This is a genomic window from Microbulbifer mangrovi, from assembly GCF_002009015.1.
Lineage (GTDB): Bacteria > Pseudomonadota > Gammaproteobacteria > Pseudomonadales > Cellvibrionaceae > Microbulbifer > Microbulbifer mangrovi.
The window spans coordinates 1-21283 of sequence record NZ_LZDE01000338.1 but is presented as its reverse complement, the minus strand read 5'-3'; the positions used below and the strand labels follow the sequence as shown (position 1 = coordinate 21283).

Annotated in this window: 19 protein-coding genes; 10 read left to right on the top strand and 9 right to left on the bottom strand. The window is 58.6% G+C overall.

Going from position 1 to position 21283, the window contains the following annotated elements:
- Window positions 1-26: 26 nt before the first annotated feature.
- The 4 genes from B4U49_RS15160 to B4U49_RS15145 form a co-directional block, all read right to left on the bottom strand.
- The gene (locus B4U49_RS15160) at window positions 27-1298 is read right to left on the bottom strand and encodes a ribonucleotide-diphosphate reductase subunit beta (RefSeq protein ID WP_078085450.1); all 1272 of its coding nucleotides are present in this window, start codon (window positions 1296-1298) and stop codon (window positions 27-29) included.
- Between the two features lie 203 nt (window positions 1299-1501).
- Entirely contained in the window at window positions 1502-4447 is a 2946-nt protein-coding gene (locus B4U49_RS15155) for a ribonucleoside-diphosphate reductase subunit alpha (RefSeq protein WP_078085449.1), read from the bottom strand.
- Window positions 4448-5329: 882 nt separating this feature from the next.
- Window positions 5330-6244: an ornithine carbamoyltransferase gene (argF, locus tag B4U49_RS15150; RefSeq protein WP_078085448.1), complete on the bottom strand. Its 915-nt coding sequence runs from the start codon at window positions 6242-6244 to the stop codon at window positions 5330-5332.
- Window positions 6245-6262: 18 nt separating this feature from the next.
- Window positions 6263-7450, bottom strand: coding sequence for an aspartate aminotransferase family protein (locus B4U49_RS15145; protein WP_204903058.1), 1188 nt, complete (start codon window positions 7448-7450; stop codon window positions 6263-6265).
- Between the two features lie 247 nt (window positions 7451-7697).
- Between B4U49_RS15145 and grxD the strand changes: the two genes are divergently transcribed.
- Window positions 7698-8030: a Grx4 family monothiol glutaredoxin gene (grxD, locus tag B4U49_RS15140; RefSeq protein WP_078085447.1), complete on the top strand. Its 333-nt coding sequence runs from the start codon at window positions 7698-7700 to the stop codon at window positions 8028-8030.
- A gap of 116 nt (window positions 8031-8146) precedes the next feature.
- On the opposite strand, the gene bfr is transcribed toward grxD, so the two are convergent.
- From bfr to B4U49_RS15125, 3 genes are all read right to left on the bottom strand, one after another.
- Entirely contained in the window at window positions 8147-8629 is a 483-nt protein-coding gene (bfr, locus tag B4U49_RS15135; protein ID WP_078085446.1) for a bacterioferritin, read from the bottom strand.
- Between the two features lie 306 nt (window positions 8630-8935).
- Window positions 8936-10252, bottom strand: a complete 1317-nt coding sequence (locus B4U49_RS15130; RefSeq protein ID WP_158078637.1) for a DUF2254 domain-containing protein — start codon at window positions 10250-10252, stop codon at window positions 8936-8938.
- A gap of 219 nt (window positions 10253-10471) precedes the next feature.
- The gene (locus tag B4U49_RS15125; protein WP_078085444.1) at window positions 10472-10684 is read right to left on the bottom strand and encodes a bacterioferritin-associated ferredoxin; all 213 of its coding nucleotides are present in this window, start codon (window positions 10682-10684) and stop codon (window positions 10472-10474) included.
- Window positions 10685-11056: 372 nt separating this feature from the next.
- Between B4U49_RS15125 and B4U49_RS15120 the strand changes: the two genes are divergently transcribed.
- The 8 genes from B4U49_RS15120 (at window position 11057) to B4U49_RS15085 (ending at window position 19164) form a co-directional block, all read left to right on the top strand.
- Window positions 11057-11659, top strand: a complete 603-nt coding sequence (locus B4U49_RS15120; RefSeq protein ID WP_078085443.1) for a peroxiredoxin — start codon at window positions 11057-11059, stop codon at window positions 11657-11659.
- Window positions 11660-12103: 444 nt separating this feature from the next.
- On the top strand, window positions 12104-13303 hold the full coding sequence (locus tag B4U49_RS15115; protein WP_239692659.1) for a serine hydrolase domain-containing protein: 1200 nt from the start codon (window positions 12104-12106) through the stop codon (window positions 13301-13303).
- Window positions 13304-13435: 132 nt separating this feature from the next.
- Window positions 13436-15349, top strand: coding sequence for a molecular chaperone HtpG (gene htpG, locus B4U49_RS15110; RefSeq protein WP_078085442.1), 1914 nt, complete (start codon window positions 13436-13438; stop codon window positions 15347-15349).
- A gap of 270 nt (window positions 15350-15619) precedes the next feature.
- Complete coding sequence (locus B4U49_RS15105) at window positions 15620-16669, top strand: NAD(P)H-dependent glycerol-3-phosphate dehydrogenase (protein ID WP_078085441.1); 1050 nt, start codon at window positions 15620-15622, stop codon at window positions 16667-16669.
- Window positions 16670-16706: 37 nt separating this feature from the next.
- Window positions 16707-16985: a DUF4389 domain-containing protein gene (locus B4U49_RS15100; protein WP_078085440.1), complete on the top strand. Its 279-nt coding sequence runs from the start codon at window positions 16707-16709 to the stop codon at window positions 16983-16985.
- A gap of 102 nt (window positions 16986-17087) precedes the next feature.
- Window positions 17088-17702, top strand: coding sequence for a DUF4389 domain-containing protein (locus B4U49_RS15095; protein ID WP_078085439.1), 615 nt, complete (start codon window positions 17088-17090; stop codon window positions 17700-17702).
- Between the two features lie 46 nt (window positions 17703-17748).
- On the top strand, window positions 17749-18207 hold the full coding sequence (sixA, locus tag B4U49_RS15090) for a phosphohistidine phosphatase SixA (protein WP_078085438.1): 459 nt from the start codon (window positions 17749-17751) through the stop codon (window positions 18205-18207).
- A gap of 93 nt (window positions 18208-18300) precedes the next feature.
- Window positions 18301-19164 carry an alpha/beta fold hydrolase gene (locus tag B4U49_RS15085; RefSeq protein ID WP_078085437.1) on the top strand — a complete coding sequence of 288 codons (864 nt, stop codon included), beginning with the start codon at window positions 18301-18303 and terminating at the stop codon, window positions 19162-19164.
- Here the strand turns inward: B4U49_RS15085 and B4U49_RS15080 are convergent.
- On the bottom strand, window positions 19161-19517 hold the full coding sequence (locus B4U49_RS15080; protein WP_078085436.1) for a 5-carboxymethyl-2-hydroxymuconate Delta-isomerase: 357 nt from the start codon (window positions 19515-19517) through the stop codon (window positions 19161-19163). The genes B4U49_RS15085 and B4U49_RS15080 overlap by 4 nt on opposite strands.
- A 28-nt stretch (window positions 19518-19545) precedes the next feature.
- Window positions 19546-20085 (bottom strand): GTP cyclohydrolase I FolE, encoded by a 540-nt coding sequence (gene folE / locus B4U49_RS15075; protein WP_078085435.1) that lies wholly within the window; start codon window positions 20083-20085, stop codon window positions 19546-19548.
- A 199-nt stretch (window positions 20086-20284) separates the two neighbouring features.
- Here folE and prmB point away from each other — a divergent pair, with 199 nt between their 5' ends.
- Complete coding sequence (prmB, locus tag B4U49_RS15070; RefSeq protein WP_078085434.1) at window positions 20285-21217, top strand: 50S ribosomal protein L3 N(5)-glutamine methyltransferase; 933 nt, start codon at window positions 20285-20287, stop codon at window positions 21215-21217.
- Window positions 21218-21283: the final 66 nt, after the last annotated feature.

Sequence of the window (21283 nt, the reverse complement as noted above, 5' to 3'; positions counted from 1 at the left end):
TTTCTACAGTCGATGTGTCTGGTGGTTTACCACTGCAGCGCACCGCCGGTCTGGTATTCGATAACCCGTGTTTCGAAGAAGTTCTTTTCCTTGCGCAGGTCCATGATTTCGGACATCCAGGGGAAGGGGTTCTGGGCACCCGGGAACTGTTCTTTCAGGCCGAGCTGCGAGAGCCGACGGTTGGCGATGAAGTGGAGGTATTCCTCCATCATGGCCGCGTTCATGCCGAGTACACCGCGGGGCATGGTGTCGCGGGCGTAGGCCACTTCCAGTTCCATACCTTCCAGGATCATCTGGGTCACTTCCTGCTGGAACTTTTCGGTCCACAGGTGCGGGTTTTCCAGTTTGATCTGGTTGATGACGTCGATGCCGAAGTTCAGGTGCATGGACTCGTCGCGCAGGATGTACTGGAACTGCTCGGCAACGCCGGTCATCTTGTTGCGGCGGCCCATGGACAGGATCTGGGTGAAGCCACAGTAGAAGAAGATACCTTCGGTAACCGCGTAGAAGGCGATCAGGTTGCGCAGCAGTTCCTGGTCGGTTTCCACGGTGCCGGTCTTGAAGTTGGGGTCGCTGATGGAGCCGGTGTGCGCGAGGCTCCAGGCGGCTTTCTTGGCGACGCTCGGTACTTCGCGGTACATGTTGAAGACTTCGCCTTCGTCCATCCCCAGGGACTCTACACAGTACTGGTAGGCGTGGGTGTGGATGGCTTCTTCAAACGACTGACGCAGGATGTACTGGCGGCATTCCGGGTTGGTGATATGGCGGTAGATGGCCAGCACCAGGTTGTTGGCTACCAGGGAGTCGGCGGTGGAGAAGTAACCCAGGGAGTATTCCACGATGCGACGCTCGTCCTCGGTCAGACCGTTGGGGTCTTTCCACATGGACACGTCTTTGTTCATGTTCACTTCCTGCGGCATCCAGTGGTTGGCACAGCCGTCGAGGTATTTCTGCCAGGCCCAGTCGTACTTGAACGGTACCAGCTGGTTCAGGTCGGCGCGGCAGTTGATGATGCGCTTCTCGTCTACCTGGATACGGGCGGCGCCCATTTCCAGTTCTTCGAGGCCCGGGGCCGGGTCCAGGTCGTTAACGGCGGCGCGGGCGGCTTCTACTGCAGAAGAGGAGCCCGCCTGGGCCGCGGTCGATGCCGGGGCACTGCTGGCGCTATCTACCTGGTAGTTAGCGCCGGGTTCGGTGACTGCCTGCTGCTCGGATTGCAGTGCGCCCGGCACCGGTTGCGGTTCGGCTTTTTTGGGTTCGGGTTTGGCTTGAGTGTCGATATCGTCCCAGCTCAGCATGAGTGCTCCCCTTGTCTTTTGTGCGATTCCCCGTCTAAACGGGCAATCCAGCGAGTGTTTGGTGTGCGGCCTGCACCCGGCGCGGGCGTTTACTCCTGTTGGGAGTAATTCGCCCGTACCGGGGCGGCGCTTATGGTCTTGGTTGCGTGGGGGCCGCTGTTGTCGGCGGCTCCTCGCGGTGCTCTCCCCCGAGAGTCTTTAACTTACTGGCAGGCTTCGCAGTCTGGATCGTCCAGAGAGCAGGCCTGTGGCACGGCTGCCGGTGCACCCATCTCCTGGGATTGGGCCTGTGGCGCTGCGCTGGCTGCAGGTGCGCCGCCACCGGCGCTTACTGCGTTCAGGGTGCCGCTGTTCACGGTGGATTTCTCCGTGGTGGTGGCGGCCAGTGCGCGCAGGTAGTAGGTAGTCTTCAAGCCGCGGTACCAGGCCATGCGGTAGGTCAGGTCCAGCTTCTTGCCGTTGGCGCCGGCGATGTAGAGGTTCAGGGACTGGGCCTGATCGATCCACTTCTGGCGGCGGCTGGCGGCGTCCACGATCCAGCGCGGCTCCACTTCAAACGCGGTGGCGTATTTGGCTTTCAGGTCTTCCGGGATACGGTCGATCTTCTGTACGGAACCCTCGTAGTACTTGAGGTCGTTGACCATGACCTTGTCCCACAGACCGCGGGCTTTCAGGTCGTGTACCAGGTAGGGGTTCACTACGGTGAATTCGCCAGACAGGTTCGATTTCACGTACAGGTTCTGGTACGTGGGCTCGATGGACTGGGAAACGCCGGTAATGTTGGCGATGGTGGCCGTCGGGGCGATGGCCATCACGTTGGAGTTACGCATGCCCTGGCTGGAAACCTTGTTGCGCACGACATCCCAATCCAGGGTGCTGCTGGTGTCCTGGTCGATGAACTGCTCGCCGCGGTTCTTGGCCAGGATTTCGATGGAGTCGATCGGCAGGATGCCCTGGCTCCACAGGGAGCCTTCGTAGCTGCCGTAGCTGCCGCGCTCTGCCGCCAGGTCACTGGAGGTGGAGATGGCGTAGTAGCTGATCGCTTCCATGGTGGTGTCGGCGAACTGTACGGCTTCATCGCTGGAGTAGGAGATGCCGGCCTTGTACAGCGCGTCCTGGAAGCCCATCAGGCCCAGGCCCACCGGACGGTGGCGCATGTTGGACTGACGCGCGGTTTCCACGGAGTAGTAGTTGATGTCGATCACATTATCGAGCATGCGCACGGCGGTCTTCACGGTGCTTTCCAGCTTGCCGGTATCCAGCTTGCCGTCTTCGCCGATGTGCTGGGACAGGTTTACGGAGCCCAGGTTACATACTGCGATTTCGTCGTTCGCCTTGGTGTTCAGGGTGATCTCGGTGCACAGGTTGGAGCTGTGTACCACACCGGCGTGCTGCTGCGGGCTGCGCAGGTTACAGGCGTCCTTGAAGGTGATCCAGGGGTGGCCGGTTTCAAACAGCATGCCCAGCATCTTGCGCCACAGGTCGAGCGCGCGCACCTTCTTGAACAGCTTCAGTTTGCCTTCGGCCGCCAGTTTTTCGTAGTGGGTGAAACGCTCTTCGAATGCATCGCCGAACAGGTCGTGCAGGTCCGGGCAATCTGCCGGGGAGAAGAGGGTCCACTCTTTGTCTTCGAACACACGCTTCATGAACAGGTCCGGCACCCAGTTGGCGGTGTTCATGTCGTGGGTACGGCGACGGTCGTCACCGGTGTTCTTGCGCAGCTCGAGGAATTCCTCGATGTCCAGGTGCCAGGTTTCCAGGTACGCACACACGGCGCCCTTGCGCTTGCCACCCTGGTTCACTGCTACCGCGGTGTCGTTGGCTACTTTCAGGAAAGGAACAACACCCTGGGACTTGCCGTTGGTGCCTTTAATGTAGGAACCCAGAGAGCGCACCGGCGTCCAGTCGTTACCCAGGCCGCCCGCCCATTTGGACAGCATGGCGTTGTCCTGGATGGCTCCGTAGATGCCGTGCAGGTCGTCGGGCACGGTGGTCAGGTAGCAGGAGGACAGCTGCGGGCGCAGGGTGCCGGCGTTGAACAGGGTCGGGGTGGAGCTCATGTAGTCGAAGGAGCTCAGCAGTTCGTAGAACTCGATGGCGCGCTCGTTCGGCTTGTCTTCATTTATGGCGAGGCCCATGGCAACACGCATGAAGAACAGCTGCGGCAGTTCGAAACGGATTTCGTCGGAGTGCAGGAAGTAGCGGTCGTACAGGGTCTGCAGGCCGAGGTAGGTGAACTGGTGATCGCACTCGGGCTTGATCGCATCGCCCAGTTTTTCCAGGTCGAAGCTGGCCAGTGCCGGATCCAGCAGTTCCAGCTCGATACCTTTTGCCACGTACGCGGCCAGTGCCGGCTTGTACAGGGTTTTCATTTCCTGCTGGGTGGCGGACTCGGCCACGTCCAGGAAGCGCAGGGCTTCGGCGCGCAGTTTGTCCAGCAGCAGGAAGGCGGTGGCGTAGGTGTAGTTGGGCTCCTGCTCAACCAGGGTACGCGCGGTGATCACCAGTGCGGTGTTGATATCGGTTTCGGAAACGCCGTCGTACAGGTTCTTCAGCGCTTCGTTCAGGATCAGCTCGCCGTCTACGTCAGTCAGGCCTTCGCAGGCTTCGCGAACGATGGTGCGCAGGCGCTCCATGTCCAGCGGTACCAGGCTGCCGTCTTCCATTTTCACGCGGATACTCGGGTGAGTATCGGCGGCGGGCTCGGCAGCCGGCTTCTCTTTTTCTTTCTCTGCACGCAGGCGCGCGTGCTCTTCGCGGTAGAGCACGTAGTCGCGGGCAATCTTGTGCTCGCCGGCACGCATCAGTTCCAGTTCTACCTGGTCCTGGATTTCTTCAATATGGATGGTGCCGCCGGAAGGCATGCGACGCTTGAAGGTGGCGCTGATGTGGGAAACCAGGTCGGCCACGCGTTCGTGGATGCGGCTGGAAGCAGCAGCGGTGCCGCCCTCTACCGCGAGGAACGCCTTGGTAACGGCCACGGAGATTTTGCTGTCCGCGTAAGGCACGACGGTGCCGTTGCGCTTGATGACGCGGATCTGACCGGGGGCAGTGGCAGCCAGGGAAGTGTTGCTGCTGGCCTGGTCTGTTACCGAATCCTTGGTAGTGCCGTTTGGCACAGACTTAGAGCGCCCTGTCTCTGTGTGCATGAATTTCTCCGTAAAGTTTGCGCGCGTGTCTGGTCGACTTGCTTTGGTTTTTGCTTTGGTTTTTTGCGATCAATCGGCTTGTGGCCGTAAAACCTTTGTGCCGTACCGGAAGCACCGGTTCAGAAGTTCAGCAGGCGCAAGCGCTGACGGCGAAGCCTGGGCTCCGCTCGGATAACACTTGAGGGGTACTGCTTGATACTGCGTCTGAACATGGATGCCGTCCCGTCGCCGGATTGCCTCGCAGAGGAGGGCAGTTGGTGGAGTTGTGTACTGGCGATTGCATTCGCGCGAACTTATCCACCGTTCCGGCGCCAGCCTGTGGGCTGGCTTCAGCTTGAAGCTTGTTGGTACGGACGAGGCCAAACACAACATATTGTGGTCCGGTGGGGACGCGGTGCGCCGTTTTCCCTGGGGATATTAGTCCCTGTTTTCTACCAGAACCCTATATGTTGGGGTGTGACCTCGGATGAGCAACAAGATAATGCGATTGAGGGGCTAATTCAAGGCGGATAACTTTGGGGTTACTTGTGGATAAAGTGTGGGTAGCCGGGGCGACGTGGATTTTTCCCCTCGCCAGCGCCCGTCATTACTGGGTGGGTATAAAAAGTGAACAGGAGGTGGGGGCTGTGGGCGGTTTTAAGAATATTTTTTAATAGTAACCAGGTCTCAAATTAAGCGGGGCAATAACAAAAAGCGGTTGATTATTCCCTGATCAAACCGGCACTCGCAGGTCAATTTGGTTGCTGGAAAGTGGTGCATTTTTGCGTCTGCCGCGCGCCGTTTGCGGGCGCTCGACTCGCGCTGTTTTGCGAGTAGAAAAGGGCGCCAGAATACCTTCCGGCGCCCCCGTGGATATCGCCCCTGCGGTGCCGGGGCGCGATATCAGTTGCTGTTGTCCTGCAGGAACTCCATCAGGGCTTTCTGCGCGTGCAGGCGGTTTTCCGCCTCGTCCCAGACTACCGAGATTTTTTCGTCTTCCAGCAGCCCGCCGCTGACTTCCTCACCGCGGTGCGCGGGCAGGCAGTGCATGAATACGGCATCGCTGTTGGCGTGGCTCATCAGCTCGTGATCGACCAGGAAGCCTTCAAATGCTTTCAGGCGAAGCTGCTGTTCGGTTTCCTGACCCATGGAGGCCCATACGTCGGTGGCAACCCAGTCCGAACCGCGCACCGCATCCACCGGGTTGCGCACAATGGAAACGCGGTCGCCGGCAGCGGCCACAATGCTCTCGTCCGGGTCGTATCCTTCCGGGCACGCAATGCGCAGCTCGAAGTCGTACTGACGTGCAGCATTAATATAGGAGTGACACATGTTGTTGCCGTCGCCCACCCAGGTCACCACCTTGCCTTCGGGGCTGCCGCGGTGCTCTACATAGGTCTGCAGGTCCGCCAGCAGCTGGCAGGGGTGGTAACTGTCGGACAGGGCGTTGATCACCGGCACCTTGCTGTACTCGGCAAAGCGCTCCAGCACGTTGTGGCCAAAGGTGCGGATCATCACCATGTCCACCATGCGCGAGATGACCCGCGCACTGTCTTCGATGGGTTCGCCGCGGCCGAGCTGGGTGTCGCGGGGGGACAGGAACAGGGCGCTGCCGCCCATCTGTGCCATGCCGGCTTCAAAGGAAACCCGGGTACGGGTAGAGGATTTTTCGAAAATCATCCCCAGCACCTTGTTGCGGAACGGCTCGCTGGCCACCCCCTGGTTGCGCAGGGCCTTGAGCTCGATGGCGCGCTCGATAATGCCGTGCAGCTCTTCCTTGCTCAGGTCCAGGAGGGTAAGAAAATGTCTGACTGCCATGGGTAATTTCTCCGTAGGTCAGGCGGCTTGTTGGGCGAAGTCGCGCACCAGGGCGGCGACGGTGGTGGAGATCTGGCTGCACTCGGCGTCGGTCAGGGTCAGCGGCGGCAACAGGCGTACCACGTTGCCGGCGGTGACATTGATCAACAGGCCTTGAGCGCGGGCCAGATCCACCAGTTCGCCACAGGGGCGGTCGAGTTCGATACCGATCAGCAGGCCGAGGCCGCGGATCTCTTTTACGTGGGGGCAGTCTGCCAGTTCACTGTTCAGCTGGTCCAGCAGCTGGGTGCCCAGCTGTTGTGCGCGTTCGATCAGCCACTCGCTTTCCAGGGTATCCAGAACGGCGAGGGCGGCGCGGCAGGCCAGCGGGTTGCCGCCAAAGGTGGAACCGTGGCTGCCTGCGGAAAACAGCTCCGCGGCTTTGCCCCGTGCCAGGCAGGCGCCGATGGGCACGCCGTTGCCCAGTCCCTTGGCGGTGGTGACCACGTCCGGCAGCAGGTCGTCGCAGTGCTGGTAGGCGAACAGCTTGCCGCTGCGGCCGTTGGCGGTCTGGATTTCATCCAGCATCAGCAGCCAGTCGTGCTGGTCGCACAGGCTGCGCAGGCGCGGCAGGTAGTCGGCATCGGGGATGCGGATACCGCCTTCGCCCTGCACCGGTTCTACCAGGATGGCGACGATGTCGTTGTGTGCATCGATCAGCTGTTCGATGGCCGCGACATCATTGTACGGGACGCGCAGGAAACCTTCCGGCAGCGGTGCGAAGCCCTGCTGTACCTTGGGGTTGCCGGTGGCGGTCAGGGTGGCGAGTGTGCGACCGTGGAACGCACCTTCGGTCACAATAATCTTTGGGCAGGCCAGGCCGCGCTCGTTGCCGAGCTTGCGTGCCAGTTTGATGGCTGCCTCATTGGCCTCTGCGCCGGAATTGGAGAAGAACACATTGTCCATGCCCGACAGGGACACCAGCTTTTCTGCCAGCTGTTCCTGGGGGGGAATGTTGTACAGATTGGACACGTGCAGCAGGGTGTTGGCCTGCTCCTGGATGGCCAGGGTGACTGCCGGGTGGCAGTGGCCGAGGCCGCACACGGCAATTCCGGAGAGGGCGTCGAGATAACGTCGGTCACTGTCGTCCCACAGGTAGTTGCCTTCACCTCTGACCAGGGTCAGGGTTCTGTTACCGTAGTTTTGCATTAATGCGGGACTGGCCACGTTAAATCTCCTCTGTAAGTGGGCCATGGATAGGGAAACCGCAGAAAATTCGTCTTTGACGTATTCTGACCGCGCTTTTCCCGGGAAGCCGGCCAATATAGGGCCTGTTAATCCTAAAGTCGATAGGTGGCAGTACCACCTGCGAGACGTGCGCGGCGAGCGGAATCGGGTACAATGCGCGCTTTCGAGACGGATCGGCGCCGAGCGCCTGTGCCGGAAATTTCCCAACCCGAGGTTTGCTTCCACTATGGATACTCTGGAAAACATCAAGCAGCAGATCGCAGACAACGACATTCTGCTTTATATGAAGGGCAGCCCGAATGCGCCCCAGTGCGGCTTTTCCATGCGCGCATCCCAGGCCGTGATGGCCTGCGGCCAGCGCTTTGCCTATGTGGATGTACTGTCCAACCCGGATATCCGCCAGGAACTGCCGAAGTACGCCAACTGGCCGACTTTCCCGCAGCTGTGGGTAAAGCAGGAGCTGGTCGGTGGCTGCGATATCATCATGGAAATGCATGAGAGCGGCGAGCTGAAGACCCTGATCGAAGAAGCGTCCAAGGGTGCTGGCGAAGGCGAGTAATCGACCTTTACCGCCAATAAAAAAACCGCGGCAATGACCGCGGTTTTTTTATGCCCGGAATTTCTTCCAGATATTTTGTAGGAGCTCGCCCGCAGGCTGGCTCCTACGGTTCGGAATTACTCTTCCGAGGCGCTGACCATCTGGGTCTGCAGGTAGTTCTGGATGCCGACCTTGTCGATCAGGCTCAGCTGGGTTTCCAGCCAGTCCACGTGCTCTTCTTCTGACTCGAGGATTTTTTCCAGCAGTTCGCGGCTGCCGTAATCGCGCACGGATTCACAGTAGGCGATGCCGTCGCGCAGATCGGGAATGGCTTTCTGTTCGAGTTTCAGGTCGCACTTGAGCATTTCCTCGGTGTTTTCACCGATCAGCAGTTTGCCCAGGTGTTGCAGATTGGGAATACCTTCCAGGAACAGGATACGCTCGATCAGCCAATCCGCGTGTTTCATCTCGTCGATGGACTCGTGGTATTCCTTGTCGGCCAGTTCCTTCAGGCCCCAGTCCTTGAACATGCGCGAGTGCAGGAAGTACTGGTTGATGGCGATGAGCTCATTGCCCAGTGCTTTGTTCAGGTGTTCGATGACCTTGGGATCGCCCTTCATGGTTGTCTCCTTGAGCCGAATGGCTGTGTCCTGTGCGGGATTTTATTAATTGGTATTCGTCGGTAATCAATTAATCGGCAGCGAAAACTCTGTTGGTGTCGAATGTCGGGCACCTTTGAAATTGTAGAGTCACCGCGCGAGATTGGAGGGAGTTTGCGGTGCTGAAAACCACAAGTCAAGCGCCGAATATCGGCGATCTTGCGTGAAAAAAGCGGGAAAATTAACGGGAAAAAGGCCGAAAACTACAACGAGAACGATTGCCGTTTAGATTGTTCCGCATCCCGGCATTCTGTGGCAGCTGGAGTGTCAGCTCAGAGTTTTTCGCATGGCGGAAAGCTGCTTCTGTAAAGCGGCAGTATCAAACTTGTCATCGACGCTGTTTTCGCAATCTTCTACCAGGCGCTGAATCAGGAATTTCATCGCGTGGCGATCTTCCCGTCGGCTGCAGAGTTCCGCCAGTGCATGGAGTGCGTTAAGCAGGTGTCGCATCACCACGCCGCTGTCGCGACCGTACTCGCGAATTTCATCCAGTGCCGCCGCCAGCACATCGGCGAAATCCAGTTCGCTGGTGACCAGGCACAATTTATCCGCATCATCGTGAAAGCAATTGGGCAGGGGCGGGCGTTGCAGGATGACGCCGATACCGTCGACCAGTCTGTCGATACAGGTATAGGCGGTAAACGGATCGTTGATGCCGGGAGAAAGGGCGCGCACGGCGATCTGTGCTAGCTGCCGCACAGAAAAAATGACGTCTTGTTCTGCAGTGGGCTGCGGGCCCTGGGTAATCGCTCCCTGAATGGCGTCGGCGATAGATTGGCTGTCGATGTCGCGGGGTGGATCAAATACCCGTGCGATACAGCTCCAGTGGAAAAGGAAAGTGCCCGGGTGGCATTCCATGCGAATGGTGCACTGGTGCTCGCTGGCCCATTGGATCAGTTTATTGCGGTCGATAAGTTGCACATATCCGCCGCTGCTTGCCGGCACACAGAGGCAGTCATCGCCGAGGTGGACCTCGCGCAGATCCTTGCGGTGATTGCGCGGATCGCGACAGTCTTCGTTCGGGTAGATCGCGTCCAGTGCATTGCGGAACTCCCGGTTGATCTGAAAGGTGATGTTGTCGATCTGGATCGACTGGGCAACGTTGTGAATGAAATAAATCAGGTAGGCGATACACGCCAGTGCCAGCAGCAGCGCGAAGGTCACCACCAGGGTCTGGCGGTTGTCCGATCCGCTGGCGTCGATACCGCGCATCACCAGCAGCGCGTAAACAAAGGTGGAGAGGAAAATTCCCAGGGAAACCTGGGTGCGCCGGTCGCGGATAAAGTTGCGCACCAGGCGCGGGCCAAACTGGTTGGAGGCCAGGGTCAGCGCCACCGTGGTGATGGAAAATACCGTGCCGGCCACGGTAATGGTGGAGCCGGCGATGGTGGAGAGCAGGGCGCGGGCACTGTCCGGGTCGCGCAAGCGCAGCCAGCTGAGGCCGGGAATGTGGTGAATATCCCAGCGCTGGTCAATCGCGAGGAACATCTGCGCCAGGATAATCGCGGCAACCATCATCAATGCCGGAATTACCCAGAAGCTGGCGCGCAGGCGTTCGGCAAGATGCAGTAGCTGTTGTCTCATGGCGCCCCGGAACAATTGGCAAGCGATAGCCGGCAAATGGCATTGCGGCCGAGGCTTTAAAGATAGGTCAGGGCTGTGGGGATGCCAGATATAGGCCGGAGGAGAAGTGCAGTTGGGTTCGGGGGGGAGAGCAGGCACCGGAGGAGTCGGTGCCATCAGGGCCGCGCCGCGCGCTTCAGATCTGGCGTCTGGAAGAGGGCGGCTTAGCCCGCGGAGTATTTAGCCCGCAGAATAAAACAGGGCGCTGTTGGCGCTAGCCATTACACCGGCGGTCATGGTCTCGTCGATGATTTCCTGGGTCAGCTCGGCGCAGCGGCCACACTGTGAGGAAACACCCAGGTGGCGACGCAGGGCTTTGACGGAAGTGGAGCCATCGTAGACGGCTTCCTTGATCTGACTGTCGGTAATGCCTTTACAGATACATACGTACATCGCGGGTAACCCTGGCGCAAAAACAATGCTCTATCGAACGGAGGATTGATCTTATTGTTAATGAGAATAAGTGTCAATAAGATTATTCGACTGTTCAGTAAGTATTCTAGTTGTTGGTTGCGTGGTCGGTAGGATTGTGCCTGACTGGTTGGTCGGCGGCATTTTCTGTGCGAATGCGGGGGAGAAATAGCGCTGCCTGCGGGGACCGGGAGTGGTGGCGCCTGCTATCGCCTTTATATAAAAATTTAATGGGACTGGCATAGGCGCCTGTGTATCATAGCGGCCCCCTATCAAGCTTTTATCAATCTATAGCCGAAGGTTATAAATTGAACAATTCCAAAGTAAATCACATATCTCATTGAGGAGGTTCTCATGGCCGTATTAGTAGGCAAGCCCGCTCCGGATTTCACTGCAGCTGCAGTACTGGGTACTGGCGAGATCGTTGACACCTACAACCTGGCGGAAACCATCAAGGGCAAGAAAGCGGTAATCTTCTTCTACCCGCTGGACTTCACCTTTGTATGTCCGTCTGAGCTGATCGCATTCGACCACCGTCTGGAAGAGTTCCAGAAGCGTGGTGTTGAGGTTATCGGTGTTTCCATCGACTCCCAGTTCTCCCACAACGCCTGGCGTAACACCCCGGTGAACGACGGCGGCATCGGTCCGGTCAAGTACACCCTGGTTGCCGACACCAAGCACGAAATCTGCCAGGCCTACGACGTTGAGTCCGAAGGCGGTGTTGCTTTCCGTGGTTCCTTCCTGATCGACGAAGAAGGCGTTGTTCGTCACCAGGTAGTGAACGATCTGCCGCTGGGCCGTAACGTTGACGAAATGCTGCGCATGGTTGACGCGCTGGCGTTCCACCAGGAGCACGGCGAAGTTTGCCCGGCTGGCTGGCAGGAAGGTGACAAAGGCATGAACGCTTCTCCGGAAGGCGTTGCTGCTTACCTGAGCGAGAACTCCGACAAGCTGTAAGGCCTGGTCGTGAGGGAGGGCAGTTACTGCCCTCCAGCGCTCGAAAACCGCCGCGAGGCGGTTTTTTTGTGCCCGCAGAATCTGCTGCGGGTTGCCCGCCGGGCGCGGTGTTCGGCCGGGTTTTGTGATGGGCTCTGGGTGAAAATTGCGTAACAGTGCGCGTTTGTGCCAGTTTTATTACAATGTGCGCGCAGCTGCGACAGGACCCGCGGGGACCGGTGGCTGAGGCGTGGAATATGTGGCGTTCGCTGGCCCGGCAAAAAGGTGCGATCGCCAAGAATTTTTTCCGGGGCTGCTAGTCTTAATAAAAGTTCCACGACAAATATTCGGCAGGACACCTCCCACAGTAGGTCGTCGCCGCCGGGGCAGTCTGCAGTACGGCACATGGTGTTTTTCACGGTGATTCAGGACATTTCCAACAGTTTCCGGGGCCTCCGGGGTAGATTGATACCATTCCTGGCGATGTTGTCGCTGCTGGCTGCGGGCCAGGTGGTGGCGGATGCCGCACGCCAGGAAAAATCCGCGCGCACCGCTGGCAAGGCGGTGGGAAAGGATGTCCAGGCCAGTGCCAAAGAATTTGATCGCTATTTCCGCCAGTTGCTGGAGCAGCACGGGATTCCCGGGGCCGCCTATGTGATCGTCGATCACGACCAGGTGGTGGCGATGAATACTTATGGGGTGCGGGTCAAGGGCAAGCACGAAAAGGTCACCTCACATACCGTGTTCCGCCTGGCTTCGGTGTCCAAGACCTTTGCCGCCAGTATGGCCGCCGTGCTGGAGCACGAGCAGAAGTTCAGCTGGGGCGACAAGGTGGTGCGCTATGTGCCCAAGCTCAGCTTCAAGACCCCGGCGCTTTCCATGCAGCTGCAGGTGCAGCACCTGCTGAGCCATTCCTCCGGGCTGACGCCCAACGCCTACGACAACTATCTGGAAGACAATCGGCCTCTGTCCAAGATCCTGCCGATGTTCGCCACCATCGATCCCCACTGTAAGCCGGGCAAGTGCTACGGCTACCAGAATGTACTGTTCAGCCTGATTGAAGATGTCATCCAGAAGGCCACCGGCGTGCCCTACAGCCGACAGCTCAAGGATCGCTTCTTTACGCCGCTGGAAATGGAAGATGCCTCCCTGGGATGGGAGAGCTTTATGGCGGCCAACAATCGTGCCGCTCCCCATGTGCAGACCGGACGCGGCTGGCGTCCGGTGAAGGTGGAGAAGGAATACTATCTGGCGGCCCCGGCCGCGGGAGTGAACGCCAGCATCAGCGATATGGGGCAGTGGCTGAAGGCGCAGATGGGGTATTACCCGGATGTGCTGTCCCACGACGTTATTGATGATCTGACCACCGAGCGCGTGGAAACCCGCCGCCACCTGCGCCACCGGATCTGGCGAGACTATATCGACCACGCCGGTTACGGCCTCGGCTGGCGGCTCTACTCCGTGGGCGATGATCGCATCATCTTCCACGGCGGCTGGGTGGCCGGCTTCCGCGCTGCGGTGGCTTACTCCGAGAAGCGCAAAGTGGGTATCGCGATCCTGATGAACGCCGAGTCTCGTGTTATCTCAGACCTGACCGGCAATTTCATTGCCGATATCACCGGCCGCGGGAAGCTGGTCCAGGCGATCGCCGCGGCCAAAAAGTAAACGTTACCTCCCCACCGGCTCCCTCCCCGACAGGCGGGTCGCAATCAGTGCTTGAATTGGCTGATTGTGGCCCAATATCACCTCTCCTGACCTGATCTGCTGTAGATGATTTAAATAGGGGAGAACCGATTCATGACAGTTGAGGCGCATAAAGAAAGCCACGGCTTCCAGACAGAAGCCAAACAGCTGCTGCACCTGATGATCCACTCGCTGTACTCCAACAAGGAGATTTTTCTGCGCGAGCTGGTATCCAATGCATCCGACGCCGCGGACAAGCTGCGTTTTGAAGCCCTCTCCAAGCCGGAACTGTTGGCGGAAGATCCGGATCTGCGTATCCGCATCGAGTTTGACAAGGATGCCGGGACCCTCACCATCAGCGATAACGGTATCGGCATGAGTCGCGACGAGGTGATCGAAAACCTCGGCACCATCGCCCGTTCCGGCACTGCCAGTTTTATGCAGAACCTCACTGGCGACCAGAAAAAGGACGCTCACCTGATCGGCCAGTTCGGGGTTGGTTTCTACTCCGCATTTATCGTCGCCGACAAGGTGGATGTGTTCACCCGCCGCGCGGGCTCCGACGCGAGCCAGGGCGTGCACTGGGAGTGCAGCGGTGAAGCCGAGTACGAAGTTGAAAACGTCGAGTGGCCGAATCGCGGTACCCGTGTCGTACTGCACCTGAAAGATGAGGCCAAAGAGTTCGCCGACGACTGGCGCCTGCGCTCCATCATCAAGAAGTACTCCGATCACATTGCCATCCCGGTAGAGATGCTGAAGCAGGAAGCGCCCTCAGAAGAAGGCGAGGAGACGGAAGCCAAGGCGCCTGAATTCGAAGCGGTCAACGCCGCCCAGGCCCTGTGGACCCGTCCGCGCTCCGAGGTGAAATCCGAGGAGTACAAGGAGTTCTACAAGCACATCTCCCACGATTTCGATGACCCCCTGACCTGGAGCCACAACCGTGTGGAAGGCAAGCTGGACTACACCAGCCTGTTGTACATCCCGGCGCGTGCGCCCTTTGACCTGTACCAGCGCGACGCCGCCCGCGGCCTCAAGCTCTATGTACAGCGCACCTTCATCATGGACGACGCCGAGCAGTTCCTGCCGCTGTACCTGCGTTTCGTCAAAGGGGTGCTGGACTCCAATGACCTGCCGCTGAACGTCTCCCGCGAGATCCTGCAGAAGGACCAGAACACCGACGCGATCAAGAGCGCGCTGACCAAGCGTGTGCTGGATATGCTGGACAAGCTGGCGAAGAAAGACGCGGACCAGTACCAGCAGTTCTGGGATCTGTTCGGTTCGGTGATGAAAGAAGGGCCGGCGGAAGATTTCTCCAACAAGGAAAAAATCGCCAAGCTGCTGCGCTTCTCGACCACCCACACTGACAGCGACAAGCAGGACCAGTCCCTGGAAGACTATGTGGGTCGTATGCAGGACGGTCAGAAGCACATTTACTATGTGTGCGCGGACAACTTCGCCACCGCCAAGTCTTCCCCGTACCTGGAAGTCTTCCGCAAGAAAGGTATCGAAGTACTGCTGCTCACCGACCAGGTGGACGAGTGGTTCGTTGGCCATATGCAGGAGTTCGATGGCAAGCAGTTCCAGGACGTGGCCAAAGGTGCGCTGGATCTGGGCGAAGCCGAGAACGAGGACGACAAGGCCGAGCGCGAAAAGGTGGAGAAGGAATCCGGTGCGCTGGTAGAGCGTGTGAAAGAAGTGCTGGAAGCGCGTGTGGAAGATGTCCGCGCTACCACGCGTCTGGTGGATTCCCCTGCGTGCCTGGTTGCCAGCGACAATGATATGGGTCTGCAGATGCGCCGTATCCTGGAGCAGGCTGGCCAGTCCCTGCCAGATGCCAAGCCCATTTTCGAGCTGAACCCAAGTCACCCGCTGGTACAGCGCCTGGATCAGGAGCAGGATGAGGATCGCTTCGCGGACCTTACCAATATCCTGATGGATCAGGCCAACCTGGCGGCGGGCAACCAGTTGGCAGATCCGGCGGATTACGTGCGTCGCCTGAACGCGCTGCTGCTGGAGCTCAATCGCTAAGCGATGACCTTGCGCCCGGCTGGCATCGTCCGGTCGGGCGTTTTCCTGACGCTTTCTGTCTGTTTCCGGGTTTTTGTACCCGCGCAGCCCGTATACTCTGGGCTATATTTCCTTCACTACTTACTTGCCGGTTTTTTGCACGAAATGGTCGTTATCAGACGGCATTTGAGGGTTAACTTGGCAAAAATGACCAATTTGTTACCGAGCCGTTGGGCCCCGCCGCGAGGCTCCGTATAATCCCCGTCTGCACAGCAAACAACACAGAGTGTTATGACCCAGAGAGACGTATCCTCGAGCGCCCCTGAATCTCGTAAATCCATCGCTATCCTCGGCGGCGGCAGCTTTGGTACCGCCATCGCGAATATTGTTGCCGGCAATGGCCACGATACCCGCCAGTGGATGCGTGATCCGGAGCGCGCTGCTGCGTGTATGGCCCAGCGCGAAAACCAGTACTACCTGCCGGGTGTGGCCCTGCACCCGGACCTCAATGTAACTGCGGACCTGGAGCAGGCCGTCTGTGGCTGCCAGATTGTATTTGTTGCGATCCCCAGTAAGTCTTTCCGCGAAGTGGTGCACCGCGCCGCTCCGGTGCTGGCCCCGGGCACCATGCTGATTTCCCTCACCAAGGGCATCGAGCACGACAGCTTTCACCTGATGAGCGATATCCTGCGCTCGGAAACCGAAGGCATGCGCGTGGGGGTGCTGAGCGGCCCCAATTTTGCCAAGGAGGTCGTCGCCGGCCACTACACCGCCACGGTGATTGCCAGCGAAGATGAATCCCTGTGCACCACCATCCAGAAGGTGCTGCATTCCGAGACTTTCCGCGTCTACTCCAGCAACGATGTCTTCGGCGTTGAGCTGGCGGGTGCGCTGAAGAATATTTACGCCATCGTTACCGGTATGGCGGTATCTCTGGGCCGGGGGCAGAACACCACCAGTCTGTTGATTACCCGCGCCCTGGCGGAAATGATGCGCTTTGCCGAGGCGGTGGGCGCGGACCCGATGACATTTATCGGCCTGGCAGGGGTCGGCGACCTGATCCTCACATGCTCTTCAGATCTCAGTCGCAACTACCGGGTGGGTTATCTGGTGGGCAAGGGCAAAAAGCTCGATGAAGCTGTGTCTGAAATCGGCCAGGTAGCGGAAGGGGTGAACACCGTTCGTCTGATTAAGGCGAAAGCCGATGAATTAGGCGTCTACATGCCCTTGGTTTCTGCAATTCACGCCATATTATTTGAAGGTACCCCGATTCCTACGGTCATCCGCGAGCTGATGTCTGGCGAGCAGACGTTTGATGTGGCCTATTCGGCCAAGCCCTGAGTCTCACAGCTCACAATTTCTACTGATAGGACGTGCCATGAATAATGAACAGCTGAAGCACAATCTCACCTCTACCGACCACTGGCTGCGGCTGCTGTTTATGGTGTTGTTTGTGATCCTGCTGGAAGTCGCCGGGGTAGTGATGCTGGCCACGATCGTACTGCAATTCCTGTTTTCGATCGTTTCTGGCGGCCCGAACGACAATCTCCGACAGCTCGGCAACCAGATTGCATCCTATATTTATCAGATCCTGCAATTCCTGATATACAACACCGAAGAAAAGCCATTCCCGTTTGCGGAGTGGCCACAGCCCTGACATTTTTCCGATCTATGATCGGCCTTTTAAAAACGTACCCGCGGCCGGCAGTCGCCGGCCAATCCATTTTTTGGTGCCCAACAACGGACTGGTGATCGCCCAATGAGCAATGAAGAACTGAAACAGAACCTGACCTCCTCTAATCAGTGGATGCGCCTGATTTATATGGTGTTGTTCGCTGTACTGCTGGAAATTGCCGGCTTTGTCATGCTGGCGGTGGTCATTGCCCAATTCCTGTTTGCCATCGTCTCCGGTGGTGCCAATGACAACCTGCGTCGCCTGGGTGACCAGATTGCCTCGTATATCTACCAGACTCTGCAATTTTTGATTTACAACTCCGAAGAGAAGCCATTCCCGTTTTCCGAGTGGCCGGAGTCGGAGGAGGAAGATCTTTCCACCTACGAAAGCGCGGAAGAGCTCGATGGCGAAGTCATTGCCGAGGAGGAAGCTGAGGTCGCCGAAGAGACAGCCGCTGTAGAAGCGGAAGTAGAAGAGGTGGAAGCTGAAGAGGTGATCTCAGAAACCGAGTCCGTCTTGGAGCCGGAAAAGACAGAAGAGAAGCCTGCGAAGCGCAAGTCCGCCAAGGCGAAGAAAACCGAGAAGTCGGAAGACGAAGCCGTGATCGAACTGGGCGCTGACGCTCAAGAGGATACCGCCGAGGCAACCGAGACGGCATCTTCCGAGAGTGAAGACAAGCCTTCTGGTGAGCACAAGTAACCGGGTCGCTTTTGGTCCGCTGTATTTGAATTGACGGGAGACGGTAGTGCTGTTGTTTGTCATGCGTCATGGCCATGCGGAGCCTTTTAGTAAAAGCGACGAGACCCGGGCGCTGACCGAAGAAGGTCGCGCTGAGGTTGCCGCGGTATGCAAGGAGCGGGCATCGGAGCTGGCACAGTTGAAAACCATCTGGGCCAGTCCGTTTGTACGCACCCGGCAGACCGCCAAGATCGTCGCTGAGACCTTCGGACTGCAGGTCGAATTTCAGGAGCTACTCACCAGCGAAACGCCCGTAAGCGCCTTGCTGGAGGCGCTCGGGGAGGCAGATGCGTCCGTCTTCCCGCTGATGCTGGTCAGCCACCAGCCCCTCGTCGGCAGCCTGGTTAACGGCCTCTGTGGCAGCGGCGATGAGCACCCGATGGGCACCGCCAGTCTCGCCTGCCTGAGGGCCGATGTCTGGGCGCGGGACTGCGCCGAACTGGAATGGCTGCAACACCGGCCGTAAATCGCGGCCACGCAATCTGAACCCTGTGGCCATTGAGGTCGCGGGGCGCCGCTGTCAGCATTTGTGCCAACGTCAGACAATGCTGTATTTCCAATGAGCCAATCTCCGCGCGAAATCACTCTCGATATCCAGGGCAACACCATTGCCGGCCGCCAGTGGGGTAACCCCGATGGCGTGCCGGTGCTGGCGCTGCATGGCTGGCTGGACAATTGCGCCAGCTTTGATGCCATGGCGCCATTTCTGGATAGTCTCAATCTGGTGGCGGTGGATCTCGCCGGCCACGGTCAGAGTTATCATCGTCACCGGGATGCCAACTACAACATCTGGACGGAAATCGAAGATGTATTCGGTATCGCTGACGCCTTGGGTTGGGCGTCTTTCTCCGTGCTGGCCCATTCGCGCGGTGCGGTTATTTCCACGATTGCCGCTGCCACTTTCCCCGAGCGCATACAGCGCCTGGCACTGATCGATGGACTGGTGCCGCCACCGACCACCGACGAGGAGGCGCCGGAGACACTGCGCCGGGGTATCGAGCAGCGCGCGCGGTATCGTGATCGGAAGTCAAAAGTATTCGAATCGCTGGAAGTGGCGGTGGCTGCGCGCCGGAATGGCCTGTTCAAACTGACCGATGATGCCGCACGTCGCCTGGTGGCGCGAGGGGTACGTGAATGCGAGGGTGGCTACACCTGGAGCAACGATCCGCAACTGATGGCGAGCTCACTGGCCAAACTGAATGAAGCTCAGGTGAGGGCTTTTCTGGCGCGGGCCACCATGCCCATTTGCCTGGCATTGGGTGAGGACGGAATTCAGGGGATGATCGAACGTATCCGGCCGCTGGCAGAGTTGCACCCGAATATTGTGATTCGCGAATTCCCCGGTGGTCACCACCTGCATATGGAAGAGGGAGCCGAGGCTATCGCGCACTGGTTTCTGCCGTTTCTGGAGCAGGCCAGTTAGAAGGGAACCCGCTTGGAGTAGCTGGCCTTTTCCATCTCACGGATTTCCACAGAAATTTCCGGCACTTCCGGTGCCGCTTCGCACAGGTAGTTGAAGATGGCTGCGCTCAGGTCTTCTTTCTGCTGCACCGTGCGCCCTTCCAGAATCCGGACTTCCGCGTGGATAAACAGATTGCTGGAGCCCTCGTGGCTTTTGCCAAGCACGAAATCCCGGTAGGGCAGGGCGCGGGTTTTGATCGCGCCGGCATTGAAGAGTCCGGTATCGCTCATTGCCTGCTGGCCATTACTGACCAGGGCTGCGATGGAAATGCTGTCTTCCAGTTTTTGTGAATATTCAATCACCAGATGTGGCATCGCCGGACTCTCCTTGCGTCTGTGATGGTTAACGAATCAGGGACAGGAACTCGTTGCGGGTGGCCTGCTGGCTGCGGAACGAGCCTAGCATTGCAGAGGTTTTCATCACCGAGTTCTGCTTTTCCACGCCGCGCATCATCATGCACATATGCTTCGCTTCGATGATCACGCCCACGCCGGCGGCACCGGTCACCTGCTGGATAGTTTGTGCAATTTGCACGGTCAGTTGTTCCTGAATCTGCAAACGGCGGGCAAACATGTCTACAATGCGCGCCACCTTGGACAGGCCAACTACTTTGCCGTCGGGAATATAGGCCACGTGGGCCTTGCCGATAAATGGCAGCAGGTGATGTTCACACAGCGAGTAAAGTTCGATGTCTTTGACCAGCACCATCTCGCTGCAGTCAGAGGGGAAGAGGGCGTCATTAACGACCTCGTCCAGGGTCTGCTGATAACCGCGGGTGAGGTACTGCATGGCCTTGGCGGCGCGCAGGGGAGTGTCTTTCAGACCCGGACGATCGAGGTCTTCACCAATGGCTTCGATAATTTGCGCGTATTGTTCTTTCATGTCTGTCAGCTTCCAACGTCTCGCCCCGGGACTAACATAGCGTTGCCAGCTCGCCAGGCACACAGACACTGGAGATGATGGGGCGTCGATATCGCCGGTAACCCGGCGGCACAGAGGAGTCACGGAGACTCCGGAGGGTGCGCTACCCTAAGCCTTTGTGTAGCGGTAGTAAAGCGCCAAAATTCGAGGAATCAGGCTAATGATAGAGAAACGTGAGTCCAATCTGCACGAATTGTGCACTGTGTTGGACTATGTACGCTGGGGCGCCAGCCGCTTTAATGAAGAAAACTTGTGGTTTGGTCACGGGACCGACAACGCCTGGGACGAGGCAGTGTTGCTGGTTACCCACGCGCTGCACCTGCCGGTGGATAGCAAGCCGGAGATCCTGCAGGCACGCCTGACCATGGATGAGCGCCGTGCGGTGATGGAATTGTTGGACAAGCGCGTTGAGCAACGCCTGCCTTCCCCCTATCTGACCAATGAGGCCTGGTTCTGTGACCTGCCATTCTATGTGGACGAGCGCGTACTGGTGCCCCGTTCTCCCATCGGTGAGTTGATCCGCCATCGCTTCGAGCCATGGCTGCAGCAGGAGCCGCTGGCGATCCTCGATCTCTGTTGTGGCAGTGGCTGTATTGGCATTGCCTGTGCCGAGACATTCCCCGGCGCACGGGTGGACCTCAGTGATATCTCCCCTGATGCCATTGAGGTGGCCCAGATCAATATCAACAACCATCAGCTCAATGATGAGGTGCGGGCGGTACAGTCGGACCTGTTTACCGGGCTGCAGGGCTGCAGTTACGACCTGATCGTGAGCAACCCGCCCTATGTGGATGCGCGGGATCTGGCGGAGATGCCGGCGGAATACCACGCGGAGCCGGGGTTGGCGTTGGGTTCCGGCGACGACGGTCTCGACTTTACCCGCCGCCTGTTGCTGGAGGCGCCGGATTACCTGCAGCCGGAAGGTGTACTGGTATGCGAGGTGGGCAACAGCTGGGAAGCGCTGGAAGAGGCCTATCCGCGGGTGCCGTTCTTCTGGCCGGAGCTGGAGGACGGAGGCCACGGGGTGTTTGTGCTGACGCGCGAAGATCTGCTGGCCTGTCGTGAAATGTTTGAGGCGGGTGCGTCCAGTTAGGTTGCTTCTTCAGCAAGGTGGGTGGCGGTGATGCTACCGGGCGCAGCCTTGTGAGACACGCCGTGA